Consider the following 12,690-nt stretch of genomic DNA (forward strand, 5'->3'; position numbering starts at 1 on the left):
ATACTTATGTACCAATCACTAAGAAAATTGTACGCCGATACCGCGACGATTGGAAGACACAAGAAAAAGAAAGCTAGAACAAATAGATAGGATCCGGCGTTAGGCTGAGACAGCACGCCGAATCCGAGGAGACAGGCACATGGGCATGGGACGCCCCCGCGAATTCGACGCCGAAACGGCGTTGGACCAGGCGATGGAAGTGTTTTGGCGCCATGGCTATGAGGGCGCGACCATTGCCCAGCTCACGGAGGCCATGGGCATCAATCCGCCCAGTCTCTACGCCTGCTTCGGCAACAAGGAAGGCCTGCTGAAGGCTGCGCTCGACCGCTACACCACGCTGCGCAACATCTGGATGGACGAGGTGGTCGCAGCGCCCACCGCTCGCCAGGTGGCGGAGCGGATGCTGATGGGCATCGCCGACAAGCAGACCGATCCCGCCAATCCGCCCGGCTGCCTGCTCGTGCAGGGCGGCATCGCCTGCGGCACCGGCTCAGAAAACGTCCCCTTCGAGCTCGCCGCCCGCCGCGCCCAGAACGAGGACCAGCTCCGCGACCGTTTCGTCCGGGCCAAGGCGGAGGGCGATCTCAAGGAGAGCGCCGATCCGGCCGCGCTCGCGCGCTATGTCTCGGCGGTGGCGGTCGGCATGGGCGTGATGGCGTCTTCAGGCGCCGATCGTGAAGCGCTGCGGCAGGTCGCTGATGTCGCCGTGCAGGCGGTGGAAGCGCAGTCGGCCAGGGGGTAGAGACGAGTGGCCTGCGCTGAACGACGATCTGCCCGCTCGGGAGCGCGATAGATCGCAAGGCCGCTTAGCTCAGGTCGTGAAGGTCCTTTCCAAGCGGCGGTGTCAGACGAAAGTTCGAGAACACGACTTCCAGTCCCGCCCGCTCGGGCGTGCAGGCCATCGGGCCCACAAGATAGGAGCTTGCTGCCGGAAACGGCGCTAGCCGCATGAGAGGCCAGGTCTTGCCATCGGCCGAGACTTGTAGACGAAGGACGCCGTCGGCGACGGTTGCGCGGACCCAGAAGTCTCCGGCATCATGCTCATAGGGTGCCGTTGCCCAGTCCGATCGCCCGTCGGTTAGCACGCTTGCAAGCATGGCGCGGCCGTCCGACAGTTCGATGCCGGCCTTGACCCAATGTCGCGCGTCGATGCGCACCATGATGCCCGCCTGATCGTAGAGCGCCTGGAAGTCGCCCTGTACACGTAAGCTGGCGGTGAATGCCTCGCCGGTTGGAAAGCCCAGGAAATGCCCGCTGTCACGATTAAAGCCGTAGTGGGTTTCGCGCCAGAAATCGGTGCCTTTGTCCGTCACGACCTGGAGGCGATCGTCCTCTGCCGTCCATCGTTTCGGTTCGTTCAACCACACGCCGTCACTTCTGAGGAGAGTCATTTCCAACCTCGATTGCCGATGCCTGCCGTGGCTCGATCCATCTGCCCGACAAGCATGGCCTCGTGCAAACTGCGATCGGGCGCGTGCATAGAGTTGAGCCTCGCGCCATCGACAGTGGTGCCGATGTCGAGGCCGGCTCACGTTTCATAGCAGCCATGGCTTCCGACCGGTTAACGGCGTCGGCGCGAGTTGCGGATTCACGATCGGCGATCATGCAACTTTGCGCCTGTTCTGCCCGACGTGTCAAACGGCCTTCGCCGGCAGGACCCGCACCATGCGGCGCGAAATTCTTCAATGATTCGTACTGTGCATGGGGTTGTTTTCGCATTTTTGTTTGAGCGTGCCCGGAGCCTGATCATCCAGCGCCGCAAACCGTATCGATACGGGAACCCCTAAGAGTTTTTACATACAGTTCTGGCACGTTCCGCGCGTCAATATCCGCAGCCTGCATCGTGTCTCATTGCGCGCACGAAAAGACGGAGCCGGCGGGAGTCGAGGGGCCGTAAGCCATGACTGCACTTGCTTCGGACGCCGGTCGCGCCAGGAGTGGGATCGTGCCGATCCTGTTGTGCGTCGTGCCGTTCAGCCAGGTCCCGCTCGATGCCTATACGCCGGGCCTGCCGCAGATGGTGGTGGATCTCGCAGCTGACGCGGCGTCGATGCAGAACACCGTCACCGCTTACATGCTCGGCATGTCTCTGGCGCTGGTGCCGGTCGGTATCGCCTCGGACACTCTCGGCCGCCGCAACGTGCTGCTCGCAGGCCTGTCGGTCCTGATCGCGATGAGCATCGCCTGTGCGATGGCCACCAGCGCCTCGCTGCTGCTCGGCTTGCGCTTCCTGCAAGGCATCGGCGGCTGCACTTGTCTCGTCGTCGCCTATGCGGTCGCAGCCGATTGTTTCCGCGGCCGCGAGCTCACCGCGATCTCCGGCTTGTTGGGTGCCGCCTGGGGCCTTGCGCCGGTGCTGGCGCCGGCAGCCGGTGGCTTCATCGTCGAGCTGACCTCGTGGCGCGGCGTCTTCGTCGTCATTGCCGTCGCCGCGGCGATCGTCGCCACGATCGTCGCATTTCTTCTGCCCGAAACATTGCCGGCAGAGCGGCGCGCGCCGTTCGATCCGCGCCGCACTGCCGGTATCTTGCGCGATGCGCTGGTCCGCCCGGGCTTCCTCGCCTTCGTGGTGGTCTTTGCCGCGGCGGCCAGCGCGCAGCTGGCGTTCGGCGTCGTTGCGCCGTTCTTCTACCAGACCGGTCTTGGCTATTCGGCGGCCATCTACGGCCTCGTCGCACTCGGGCTTGGCGGGGTCAATCTCGCCGGCGAGCTCGGCTGCGCGCATTTCGCACGCTTCATGCCGGCGCGCATGCTGGGCTTCGGCGCCTTCGCGCTGTTCCTCGCCGGCTCTGCGGTCCTGAGCGTAACGGGCATGACCCTAGGTCTGGATTTTACGTCGATCACGATCGGCGGCGCGCTGGTGCTCGGCGGCTGCGGCGTGCTGTGCCCGATGATGTACGGCATGGCGCTTGGCCTGTTCGAACGCGACCATGGCCTGGTTGGCGGCCTCATCAGCGCGCTCTGCTATCTCGCCGTGAGCGGTGCCATGGCGATCACGGCGGTGTTGCCCGAAGCGACGCAGGCGCCGATCGGATGGCTCTATCTCGGCCTCTGCGCCATTGCGGGGACGCTGCTCGCGATCTCGCTGCCGTCGGCGCGGCAAGCGACACATAGTTAAATAAGGAACCAAATCATGACCACGGTCGGAATTCGCGGCACGTTCTTCGATTTCGTCGACGATCCCTGGAAGCACGTCGGCAACGAGCCGGCCGCCGCGCGCTTTCACCAGGATGGTCTCATGGTCGTCACTGACGGCGTGATCAAGGCGTTCGGTCCTTATGACAAGATTGCCGCCGCCCATCCGGGCGTCGAGGTCACCCACATCAAGGACCGCATCATCGTTCCCGGCTTCATCGACGGCCACATCCATCTGCCGCAGACGCGCGTGTTAGGGGCCTATGGTGAGCAGCTCCTGCCGTGGCTGCAGAAATGGGTCTACCCGGAAGAGCTCAAATACCGGGATCGCGACTACGCGCGCGAGGGCGTGAAGCGTTTCCTCGATGCGCTGCTCGCCTCAGGCACCACCACCTGCCAGGCCTTCACGAGCTCCTCGCCTGTTTCGACCGAGGAGTTGTTCGAGGAAGCGAGCAGGCGCAACATGCGCGTCATCGCGGGCCTCACCGGGATCGATCGCAACGCGCCGGCCGATTTCATCGATACGCCGGAAAATTTCTATCGCGACAGCAAGCGGCTGATCGCGCAGTACCACAACAAGGGCCGCAATCTCTACGCCATCACGCCGCGCTTCGCCTTTGGTGCCTCGCCGGAATTGCTGAGAGCGTGTCAGCGTCTCAAGCACGAGCATCCGGACTGCTGGGTCAACACCCACATCTCCGAGAATCCGGCCGAATGCAGCGGCGTGCTGGTCGAGCATCCGGACTGCCAGGATTATCTCGGTGTCTACGAGAAGTTCGACCTGGTCGGTCCGAGATTCTCCGGCGGCCACGGCGTCTATCTCTCCAACAACGAGTTCCGCCGCATGTCGAAGAAGGGCGCGGCGGTGGTGTTCTGCCCGTGCTCGAATCTGTTCCTCGGCAGTGGCCTGTTCCGCCTCGGCCGCGCCACCGATCCCGAGCATCGCGTCAAGATGTCGTTCGGCACCGATGTCGGCGGCGGCAACCGCTTCTCGATGATCTCCGTGCTCGACGACGCCTACAAGGTCGGCATGTGCAACAACACGCTGCTCGACGGCAGCATCGATCCCGCGCGCAAGGACCTCGCGGAAGCCGAGCGCAACAAGCTCTCGCCCTATCGCGGTTTCTGGTCGATCACGCTCGGCGGCGCCGAAGGCCTCTACATCGACGACAAGCTCGGCAACTTCGAGCCGGGCAAGGAGGCCGATTTCGTCGCGCTCGATCCGAACGGCGGGCAGGTCGCGCAAGCGTGGCATCAATCGCTGATCGCCGACGGCGCCGGCCCGCGCACGATGGACGAGGCCGCGAGCATGCTGTTCGCCATCATGATGGTCGGCGACGATCGCTGCGTCGACGAGACCTGGGTGATGGGCAAGCGGCTCTACAAGAAAGGCTGAGGCGGACCGCTGCCAATGAGCGCATCTCCTGAAACAACCGGCCAGCCGGTCGCTCTCGTCATTCAGCGCCGCATCGCCGACGACGGCTTTGCTGCGTTCGCCCGGTGGAACGGTGAGGTCGGCGAGGTGCTCAAGGCCTGGCCAGGCTTCCTCAGCCTTGAAGTGGTGCCGCCGCGACCGCCGGCGCATGTGGACTGGGTGACGATCCTGCGTTTCGCGAGCCCCGCTGCGGCACGTGCCTGGCTGCAGAGCGAGGTGCGGGCGAGGCTGATCGCGGAGGTGCAGCGCTTCTTCGTCGGTTCGGAGGACGTCCATATCCTGCCCGACACCGGCGTCCCGCGCGACAGCGCGGTCTCGGCCGTCATCTCATTCAAAGTCCCTGATGGACTCGAGGACCCATTCCTGAAATGGCAGCAGCGCATCCAGGCGGCGGAGGCCGAGTTCAAGGGATTTCTGCGGCACAAGATCGAGCGGCCGATTCCGGGCCTGCACGACGAATGGATCATCATCCTGTCTTTCGACAGCGATGCCAATCTCAATGCCTGGCTCGACTCGCCGTTGCGGCAGACGCTGCTGAAGGAGGGCGCGCGCTTCAACGCCGGTATGAACGTGAAACGGGCGAGCTATGGCTTCAACTTCTGGTTCCCGGCCGGCAAGACGTCGGCGCCCGAGCAAGGGTCCGGTTTCATCTGGAAGAGCAACCTGATCGTTCTCCTGGTGCTTTATCCCGTGGTCTACCTCTGGGGCTATTTCATCAGCGCGCCCCTGATCGACAGAAACGGCGTGCCGGTCTGGCTGTCGCTGTTCATCGGCAATCTCGTCAGCACGCAGCTGCTCGGCTGGTGGCTGGTGCCCGCCGCCTTCAAGGCGCTCGACTGGTGGGTGACGCCGAAGGCGACGCTCGGTCGCCAGATCGCCGGCTACGTGCTGCTTGCCGTGCTCTATGCCGCCTCGATGGGCCTGTACGCGCTGCTGCTCGCGTGGCATTGGGGACGGTGAGACCGTCAACCGTATCGACGCGGAGAAGGGCGGTCGCTGGATATCGACGACCATGTTCGCCCTGACGTTTCTCGGAACATCGGCGAGCGTTCCCTCAGCGGAGCGCAACCATCCGGCGCTTCTCGTGGAAGCCGCAGGCAAGCGCGTCCTGGTCGATTGCGGCGAGGGCACGCAGCGTCAGCTGCTGCGCAGCGGCGCCGGCTTTCGGCGGCTCGACCGCATCCTGCTCACCCACGCCCATCTCGACCACGTGCTCGGCATCCCCGGACTGTTCTCGACGCTCGGCTTGCGGCAGACGTCCGAGAAGATGACCGTTCACGGCGGCGAGGGCACGCTCGACCTCGTCACCCGCATGCTCGCCGGCCTGTGGGGCGCGGGCAGGGCGCCGATCGCCGTCGCGTTCGCAGCGCTGACCGAAGGACAAGTCATCGACGCCGGTGAATTCACCATCGATTGTTTTCCGGTACGCCACCGCGACACCGACAGCTTCGGCTTCGTCTTCCAAAGCCCCGCGCGCCGTCATCTTCGGCCTGATCGCCTCGTCGCGATCGGTGTTCCCGACGGTCCCTTGCGCGGCGAGTTGGCCGCGGGCCGACCGATCGTGTTTGCAAACCGAACTATCGATCCGGAAGACGTCCTGGGTCCTCCGAGCGGCGGCAGCAAGCTCGTCGTGATCGGCGACACCGAGACCACTGAGGGATTGTCGCAATACGTGGCCGGCGCCGACATGCTGGTGATCGAGGCGACGTTCCTCGATCGCGACGCGCCGACCGCGCGGAATTACGGCCATCTCACCGCGGCAGAAGCGGCCTCTTTTGCGGCCACGAACAAGGTCGGACAGCTTGTGCTGACGCATATGTCAGGGCGCTACGAGGACGCGGAGATTCTCGCCGAGGCGGCAAAAATCTTCCCGAACACCCGGATCGCCGCAGACTTCGACCACATCGTCGTCTGATCAAACCTGCTCTGACCCCCGATCCATCCACCGCAGCGCTTGCCAGCCCAGATGCGAGCGGGTAGAAGGCTGCCACGCCTGAGCCGCGATTGGCGCGATGCGCTTCCCGGCCACAGTCGAACAAATCAGTTATGTCTTTGAATTTGTTCGACTATTCCGTTGGGGAATGGTGTAACGGTAGCACAACAGACTCTGACTCTGTTTGTCTTGGTTCGAATCCAGGTTCCCCAGCCACGCACTCCCACGTACGCTCATCTACGATCTACTACTCCCCGCACCCGGTCGATTCTGCTCACTTTGAGATGACCTCAGCGATCTGTCCGACGTAGCCGGGCACCGGATGGGGGACAGCCAAGAGCCAAGCGTAAGCCAATCCGAGCCCTCGCGGAGAGGTTCGCTCTACGCACGAATGGCAGCTTTGCCAAACCGGACTAGACATCTGCGCGATGGAGGAGTTGACCGCGAAATCGGTGCGTCCGGGCGTGAACATCATGATCGTGCTTCGTCGCCCGCTCGTGCTGCCTCACATGCTCGGCCTAGCTCGGCGGGAAGAATCGCTCGATCGACGCCGGGGCGCCCGCCGCCTGATAGACACCCCAGTTATGCGCGCCGTCGCGATAGCCCTCGTCGGAAAGATCAAACATTCGCAGCAAGAAACGCAGGCGTATCCGCCGTCGATCCTATAGCGAGTCTTGCCCACCGGCGCGCGGCTAGGGACGGCATCGAGATCCTCGGCCACCAACGGTTCCGGCCGGCTCATCGCGGGCTGAGGTCGAGCGCCGCGCCCTGGCCGAGCTTGGCGCGCCAGCTGAACGGGATCGCGATGATCGCTTCGCGTAGGCAGCTATAAGCTGTCAGACGAGGGCTTCCGATCCGTCTGGACTTGCTTTGATGAGATACTCGCCGCTTTCTCTGAAACTGCGAACTGTTGCAAAGGTATCTTCCATAAACTGCACGTAGGACAGCTTGCCGTTCTCGCCGCGCGCCAGAACCGCGAAGGGTGATGTCACTGTTTTACCCAGAATGTTTGACGTGTAAGTAAAGGAGCCAAAGATCGCGGCGCCGTTCTTATTTTCAAAGCTGTCCTGAATTTGGAAGTCGTCTATCGTCCAATAACGACTGACGTCGATAAAGGTCTGAACCAGTCCCTCGGTGCCTTTGTTTGTTCCGGCCCAAGGCATGATCTGCTTCAGTTCCGCGTGTTCATAGTTGAGCGATACATAGATGAAGTCATCAGTCGTAAATTGTTTGACGAAATCCAGATCGGTCGGATTCGACAAAATCGACCGCAGTACCGCCAAAGGCGATGCCGTCGAGGCGGGTTCGGCTGTAGACGACCTCTGGGCAAGAGCGGGCGCACGAGTGGACATGGTGGGTTCCTCCTTTAGGAAATTCTAGGAATCGAGGCGTCAGTGTTGCTTCAATTGACCTCCCTTACGCGATTGCGCCTGCATCAACGGTCAGGGTGGCGCCAGTGATCACGCTTGCCGAAGGGCTGGCCAGAAAGACCACAGCATTCGCGATTTCGCGCGGCTCAGCGAATCGCCCCAGCGATGTAAGACTCTTCTGGACAGCGGAAGTCGGCCCGTCCGCCGGATTGGCATCCGTGTCTACCGACCCGGGTTGGACAAGATTCACGGTGATGCCCCTAGGGCCAAGTTCACGCGACAAGCCGCGCGTAAAGGAGATCAAGGCAGCCTTGGACATCGCATAGGCGGTCACTCCGGGAAACGGGACGCGCTCGCCGAGATCCGATCCGATCGAGATGATGCGACCTCCTGCGGAAAGATGGGGAATGACAGCCTTGGCAAACAGAACTGGCGCTCGCACGTTGACGTCCATCAGAGTTTGGTATTTGGCCACGTCAAGATCAGCGATCAGTCCGTACTGACCGATCGCCGCATTGTTGACGAGGATGTCGAGTCCGCCGAGCCCCGAGACGGCTTCTTGCACGGAGCGTACGATGGCGCCCGGGTCCGCGCTGTCGGCCTGGATTGCGACCGAGCGCCGTCCTGTCGCCTCCACGGACTTGACCACCGCGTTGGCTTGTTCGACCGAACGCTGAAAGGTGAACGCCACGTGCGCGCCGTTCTCAGCCAGCGCCAAGGTAATTGCGGCTCCGATGCCCCGCGCCCCGCCAGTCACCAACGCACGCTTCCCGTCCAGATGGATCATCGTTGTCCTTTTCTTTCATCTTCGAATTTGAGCACGGCCTCATATCAGGCGCCCGATATGCTCCGCCTTGTATGGGCAGGGCGGCTCATCTGGTCCCGTCCAGGCGCGGCCCGTGTCTCTCTGCGACACGGGCCCTTGAGGGCGAAGCCCCTTGGTCGTAGCCTGCTATCGAACTGCTCCCGCAGCTTTCTCGGGGTTGAACCCGTCGAAGCTTTCGAAGACGCCCATGAATCCCGGGACGGTCGCTTCGCGCGCCCAGTCGCGCTGGAGCTCGCAATACATCTGCACCCGGCTGATCAGCTTGGCACCGGCCTGCTCGATGCGGCGCAGCGCCGCCTCATGCGCGGCCAGCGACGTCCCGCCGACCGCGTCGACCGGCACATAGACCTCATAGCCCTCCTGGATCGCGTCCAGCGCCGGGAACGTCAGGCAGGCTTCGGTCCAGAGCGCGGTCATGATCAGCTTGTGGCGGCCGATCGCCTTCACCGCCTGCTTGAACGCTGTGTCCTCCCAGCTGTTGATCGAGGTCCGGTCGTATGTCGGCAGGTGCCCGAGGACGGCCTGCAGTTCCTGAATGGGTGGCTTGTTGCGGCCGGTTGCAACATTGACCGTCGAATGGACGATCGGAAGCTTGTAATGCACGGCCGCCTTGGCGGTGCTCACGATGTTGAACACCAGCTCGTCGCGCGGAATCGAGCGGATCGAGGACACCTGAATCGGCTGATAGTCGATGATGATGAATGCCGCGTTCTGCGGCGTCAGAAGATGGTCGGTCTGCGGATTGCGGATCGGTTCACTGGCCATTGCTGGGCCTCTCTTATCGGTCGGGGTTCTGCGCTGGGAATGGGCCGGAGCCCGGGATCGCGCGGACGAGTGAGCGCACACCCTTCCGCAAGGAAAAGGGGCCGGACCCACACGTGAGTCCGGCCCCACAGTCACGCCGCGGCGGTGACGAAGCGCCCGCTGTTGAGGTCGTCGATGGCTTGGCGGATTTCCGCCTCGCTGTTCATGACGAATGGCCCGTAGCCCACGATCGGCTCGTCGATCGGATCGCCGGTGAGCACCAGCAGCTTCGCCACTCCGTTCGCGTGAATGGCGACATCGCTGCCCTTGCGGTCGAGCAGCAGCATTTCCGCCGCACCCGCGTCCAGACTGCGGCCGACCGTGACATGCCCGGTCAACACCACGATCATCGCGGTATGCCCCTCGGGCAGGTCGAGCGTGAGGTCCGCATCGGCCTTCAGGCTCAGGTCCCACACATTGATCGGCGTGAACGTGCGGGCCGGTCCTTTGATGCCGCGATACGCGCCGGCGATGACCCGCGCCTTCCCCGCACCATGCGGGAGCGAGACGTTGGGAATGTCCGCCTTCGCGATGCCCTGATACCCGCCCGGTGCCATCTTGTCCTTGGCCGGCAGGTTGACCCAGAGCTGCACCATGCGGAGCGGTCCACCCGCCTTGGCAAAGCCCGCCGAGTGATATTCCTCATGGAGAATGCCGCCGGCGGCGGTCATCCATTGCACATCGCCGGGCCCGATCACCCCGCCATTGCCGGCGGAATCACGGTGCTCGACCTCGCCTTCGTAAACGATGGTGACGGTTTCGAAGCCGCGATGGGGATGCTCGCTCACGCCTCGCCGATGCATGGTCGGCGCGAAGGTATACGGTCCCGCATAGTCGAGCAGGAGGAACGGGCTAATATGCGCGCCCAGTGTGTTGTACGAAAAGAGCGAGCGCACTGGAAAACCGTCGCCCACCCAATGCTGCCGGTCATTGCCGTACCGGCCGAGTACCGTCTTGGCCATGTTGCCCTCCTGACGCGGTCGAGCTGCGTCGCTTCACCAACAAAAGACTAAAAGCGCGACGATGAAGCTCAAAGATTGCCATACGGGACGCAGCGTCCTATGCTTAGGACGATGCAGGACTTCAATGACCTCTACTATTTCGCCTCCGTCGTCGAGCATGGGGGCTTCGCGCCGGCGGGCCGTGCCCTCGGGATTCAGAAATCGAAACTGAGCCGCCGTATCCTTCTGCTTGAGGAGCGCCTTGGCGTTCGCCTCCTCAATCGCTCGTCGCGTCGCTTCTCGGTGACCGACATCGGGCAGGACTTTTATGAGCGCTGCGTCGCGATGATCGTCGAAGCCGAGGCGGCCGAGCAGATTGTCGCCGCGGTGCAGGCGGAGCCGCGCGGCGTGGTGCGCATGAGTTGCCCGAGCGGCCTGCTCTCCTTCCAGTTCGGCGAACTGATCGCGCGCTTCATGATGCAGCAGCGCGGCGTGCAGGTGCGGCTGGAGAGCACGAACCGCCGCGTCGATGTGATCGCCGAAGGATTCGACCTCTCGATCCGTGTGCGATTTCCGCCGCTTGAGACCAGCGATCTCGTGATGCGCTGGCTCGATGAAAGCAGCCAGTGTCTCGTGGCTGCATCCTCACTCATCCACGGCACAATAAAATCGCCGGCGGATCTCCACGGCCTTCCCAGCCTCGACCAGGAGCGACCGGATCGGGTCCATGCCTGGGACCTGCACCATGCAGATGGCCTAGCGACCTTGGTGCCGCATACACCGCGCCTGATCACCGACGACATGTCAGTCCTCCGCGATGCGGCGATTGCCGGCGCAGGGGCTGTCCAACTCCCGACCATCTTTGTCGCCGACGACATCAAGGCGGGACGCCTCGTCCACGTCCTTCCTGACTGGAGGCCCCGTTCGGGCATCGTGCACGCCGTATTCCCGTCGCGCCGGGGACTTCTCCCCTCGGTTCGCGCGCTGATCGACTTTTTCGTCCGCGAATGCGCGATCCAACGCGCCCAGGCCGACAAGATCGTCCCGCCAATCGTCAGCGACAGGCTGGATTGAGCGCCGGGCGCCGGCAGTCATCCACGAAGGGCAGCCAGTTCCGGGCGTGTTCCCAGGGTTGATTGCAAGGCGTTCGGGGCATGCATCGCCATCTCACCACACGCGGCGGTTTGCCTCACCTGACATTTGCGTTTCCAAGTCGGATCGCCGCGCGCTGTATCGTCCTTGGGCTGGACAACCCAAGGAGATCCACAAATGCCCTATGTCGATGGTTTCGTTCTCGCCGTGCCGAAGGACAATATCGAGGCCTACAAGGCGCTGGCGACGCAAGCCTGCGCCATCTGGATGGAGCACGGCGCGCTCGACTACGTCGAATGCATCGGCGACGACGTTCCCTATGGCGAGCTCACCTCGTTTCCGCGCGCTGTGATCGCGAAGGAGGACGAGGTCGTGGTGTTCGCCTGGATCGTCTATCGGGACCGCGAGAGCCGCGATGCCATCAACAAGAAGGTGATGGCGGACCCGCGCATCAAGTTCGAGGGCATGCCGCTCGACGGCAAGCGCATGATCTATGGCGGCTTCACGACGCTGCTTCGGGCGAGCGACATCGTGACGTGAGGAAGCCCGCTACTTGATCTTGTCGTAGGCCGCCGCGAAATCGCCGAGCGGCATCGGGATCGCGATGGTCTCCTTGGCCATGTTCTGAAAAGAGACCTTCAGCTGCTTGCCCGACCGCAAGGCGGCGAGCAGGTCCGGCGCAACCGGGGTCGAGGCGTAGCAGCCGCGATTCTCGCAGGTCTGGATCTGGAGATCGAACGTGTTGCCTTCGTCGACCTGGAGCTTGGCCCCGACCGGAAGGTTGAGGCCGAGCGGCAATTGCAGAAGCGCGATCGGCGTGCGGGTGTCGGGCGCGATGCGGATGTTGATCAGGACGACGGTCTGGCCCGTCTTGGTCAGCACCGCGTTCTGCTCCATCGCGCATTCGAGCGGCGCGTCGCGGCTTGCGCTGGTGCAGCGGACGATCCAGCCGGGCTGTCCGGAAGCACCGTCAGCCTGCGCCTGTGTCGGGGCAGGCGCGGGCTGCGCGGCCGGGGCGGGCGCGGCGTTCTTCTTGGCGCCCTGTTGGGCGTGTGCTGCGCCCGCTGACAACAGGACAGCAGCGACAAGGGCGACAAGTCTGGATTGCACAGGCATGGGAAACCGCATTTGCGAACCGGGGTCTCGCTGTAGCG

Annotated in this window: 14 protein-coding genes and 1 tRNA gene; 9 read left to right on the forward strand and 6 right to left on the reverse strand. The window is 63.4% G+C overall.

Going from position 1 to position 12,690, the window contains the following annotated elements; all coding sequences use genetic code 11:
• Nucleotides 1-139: 139 nt before the first annotated feature.
• Complete coding sequence (locus I6F09_RS01170) at nt 140-742, forward strand: TetR/AcrR family transcriptional regulator (RefSeq protein WP_036001244.1); 603 nt, start codon at nt 140-142, stop codon at nt 740-742.
• Nucleotides 743-806: 64 nt separating this feature from the next.
• Here I6F09_RS01170 and I6F09_RS01175 read toward each other — a convergent pair whose 3' ends face one another.
• A complete protein-coding gene (locus I6F09_RS01175) occupies nt 807-1,391 on the reverse strand; it encodes a DUF1349 domain-containing protein (RefSeq protein ID WP_225187304.1) in 585 nt (194 codons plus the stop codon).
• 509 nt (nt 1,392-1,900) lie between these two features.
• Between I6F09_RS01175 and I6F09_RS01180 the strand changes: the two genes are divergently transcribed.
• The 6 genes from I6F09_RS01180 (at nt 1,901) to I6F09_RS01205 (ending at nt 7,171) form a co-directional block, all read left to right on the forward strand.
• Nucleotides 1,901-3,118 (forward strand): multidrug effflux MFS transporter, encoded by a 1,218-nt coding sequence (locus tag I6F09_RS01180; protein WP_225187305.1) that lies wholly within the window; start codon nt 1,901-1,903, stop codon nt 3,116-3,118.
• Between the two features lie 15 nt (nt 3,119-3,133).
• Nucleotides 3,134-4,531: a guanine deaminase gene (guaD, locus tag I6F09_RS01185; RefSeq protein ID WP_225187306.1), complete on the forward strand. Its 1,398-nt coding sequence runs from the start codon at nt 3,134-3,136 to the stop codon at nt 4,529-4,531.
• A gap of 15 nt (nt 4,532-4,546) precedes the next feature.
• Complete coding sequence (locus I6F09_RS01190; protein WP_225187307.1) at nt 4,547-5,530, forward strand: antibiotic biosynthesis monooxygenase; 984 nt, start codon at nt 4,547-4,549, stop codon at nt 5,528-5,530.
• Between the two features lie 52 nt (nt 5,531-5,582).
• Nucleotides 5,583-6,485, forward strand: a complete 903-nt coding sequence (rnz, locus tag I6F09_RS01195) for a ribonuclease Z (protein ID WP_225187308.1) — start codon at nt 5,583-5,585, stop codon at nt 6,483-6,485.
• 160 nt (nt 6,486-6,645) lie between these two features.
• A tRNA-Gln gene (locus tag I6F09_RS01200) sits at nt 6,646-6,719 on the forward strand.
• Nucleotides 6,720-6,931: 212 nt separating this feature from the next.
• The gene (locus I6F09_RS01205) at nt 6,932-7,171 is read left to right on the forward strand and encodes a hypothetical protein (protein WP_225112186.1); all 240 of its coding nucleotides are present in this window, start codon (nt 6,932-6,934) and stop codon (nt 7,169-7,171) included.
• A 168-nt stretch (nt 7,172-7,339) separates the two neighbouring features.
• Here the strand turns inward: I6F09_RS01205 and I6F09_RS01210 are convergent, their stop codons facing one another.
• The 4 genes from I6F09_RS01210 to I6F09_RS01225 form a co-directional block, all read right to left on the reverse strand.
• Nucleotides 7,340-7,855 carry a nuclear transport factor 2 family protein gene (locus I6F09_RS01210; protein WP_225112187.1) on the reverse strand — a complete coding sequence of 172 codons (516 nt, stop codon included), beginning with the start codon at nt 7,853-7,855 and terminating at the stop codon, nt 7,340-7,342.
• Nucleotides 7,856-7,919: 64 nt separating this feature from the next.
• The gene (locus I6F09_RS01215; protein ID WP_225112188.1) at nt 7,920-8,660 is read right to left on the reverse strand and encodes an SDR family oxidoreductase; all 741 of its coding nucleotides are present in this window, start codon (nt 8,658-8,660) and stop codon (nt 7,920-7,922) included.
• Nucleotides 8,661-8,825: 165 nt separating this feature from the next.
• Complete coding sequence (locus I6F09_RS01220) at nt 8,826-9,464, reverse strand: hydrolase (RefSeq protein WP_225112189.1); 639 nt, start codon at nt 9,462-9,464, stop codon at nt 8,826-8,828.
• 131 nt (nt 9,465-9,595) lie between these two features.
• Nucleotides 9,596-10,465: a pirin family protein gene (locus tag I6F09_RS01225; RefSeq protein ID WP_225112190.1), complete on the reverse strand. Its 870-nt coding sequence runs from the start codon at nt 10,463-10,465 to the stop codon at nt 9,596-9,598.
• Between the two features lie 111 nt (nt 10,466-10,576).
• Here I6F09_RS01225 and I6F09_RS01230 point away from each other — a divergent pair, with 111 nt between their 5' ends.
• The gene (locus I6F09_RS01230) at nt 10,577-11,518 is read left to right on the forward strand and encodes a LysR substrate-binding domain-containing protein (RefSeq protein ID WP_225112276.1); all 942 of its coding nucleotides are present in this window, start codon (nt 10,577-10,579) and stop codon (nt 11,516-11,518) included.
• Nucleotides 11,519-11,713: 195 nt separating this feature from the next.
• On the forward strand, nt 11,714-12,076 hold the full coding sequence (locus tag I6F09_RS01235) for a DUF1428 family protein (RefSeq protein ID WP_225187309.1): 363 nt from the start codon (nt 11,714-11,716) through the stop codon (nt 12,074-12,076).
• Nucleotides 12,077-12,085: 9 nt separating this feature from the next.
• Here I6F09_RS01235 and I6F09_RS01240 read toward each other — a convergent pair whose 3' ends face one another.
• Nucleotides 12,086-12,652, reverse strand: coding sequence for an invasion associated locus B family protein (locus I6F09_RS01240; RefSeq protein ID WP_225187310.1), 567 nt, complete (start codon nt 12,650-12,652; stop codon nt 12,086-12,088).
• Nucleotides 12,653-12,690 lie beyond the last annotated feature (38 nt).

The organism is Bradyrhizobium sp. IC3195 (assembly GCF_020193585.1).
In the GTDB taxonomy this organism is placed as follows: Bacteria; Pseudomonadota; Alphaproteobacteria; order Rhizobiales; family Xanthobacteraceae; genus Bradyrhizobium; species Bradyrhizobium yuanmingense.

Coding starts and splice junctions, on each gene's coding strand:
- I6F09_RS01170 (WP_036001244.1), top strand. CDS start 140: ATGGGCATGGGACGCCCCCGCGAATTCGACGCCGAAACGGCGTTGGAC.
- I6F09_RS01225 (WP_225112190.1), bottom strand. CDS start 10,465: ATGGCCAAGACGGTACTCGGCCGGTACGGCAATGACCGGCAGCATTGG.
- I6F09_RS01180 (WP_225187305.1), top strand. CDS start 1,901: ATGACTGCACTTGCTTCGGACGCCGGTCGCGCCAGGAGTGGGATCGTG.
- I6F09_RS01230 (WP_225112276.1), top strand. CDS start 10,577: ATGCAGGACTTCAATGACCTCTACTATTTCGCCTCCGTCGTCGAGCAT.
- I6F09_RS01190 (WP_225187307.1), top strand. CDS start 4,547: ATGAGCGCATCTCCTGAAACAACCGGCCAGCCGGTCGCTCTCGTCATT.
- guaD (WP_225187306.1), top strand. CDS start 3,134: ATGACCACGGTCGGAATTCGCGGCACGTTCTTCGATTTCGTCGACGAT.
- I6F09_RS01240 (WP_225187310.1), bottom strand. CDS start 12,652: ATGCCTGTGCAATCCAGACTTGTCGCCCTTGTCGCTGCTGTCCTGTTG.
- rnz (WP_225187308.1), top strand. CDS start 5,583: ATGTTCGCCCTGACGTTTCTCGGAACATCGGCGAGCGTTCCCTCAGCG.
- I6F09_RS01210 (WP_225112187.1), bottom strand. CDS start 7,855: ATGTCCACTCGTGCGCCCGCTCTTGCCCAGAGGTCGTCTACAGCCGAA.
- I6F09_RS01215 (WP_225112188.1), bottom strand. CDS start 8,660: ATGATCCATCTGGACGGGAAGCGTGCGTTGGTGACTGGCGGGGCGCGG.
- I6F09_RS01175 (WP_225187304.1), bottom strand. CDS start 1,391: ATGACTCTCCTCAGAAGTGACGGCGTGTGGTTGAACGAACCGAAACGA.
- I6F09_RS01205 (WP_225112186.1), top strand. CDS start 6,932: ATGGAGGAGTTGACCGCGAAATCGGTGCGTCCGGGCGTGAACATCATG.
- I6F09_RS01220 (WP_225112189.1), bottom strand. CDS start 9,464: ATGGCCAGTGAACCGATCCGCAATCCGCAGACCGACCATCTTCTGACG.
- I6F09_RS01235 (WP_225187309.1), top strand. CDS start 11,714: ATGCCCTATGTCGATGGTTTCGTTCTCGCCGTGCCGAAGGACAATATC.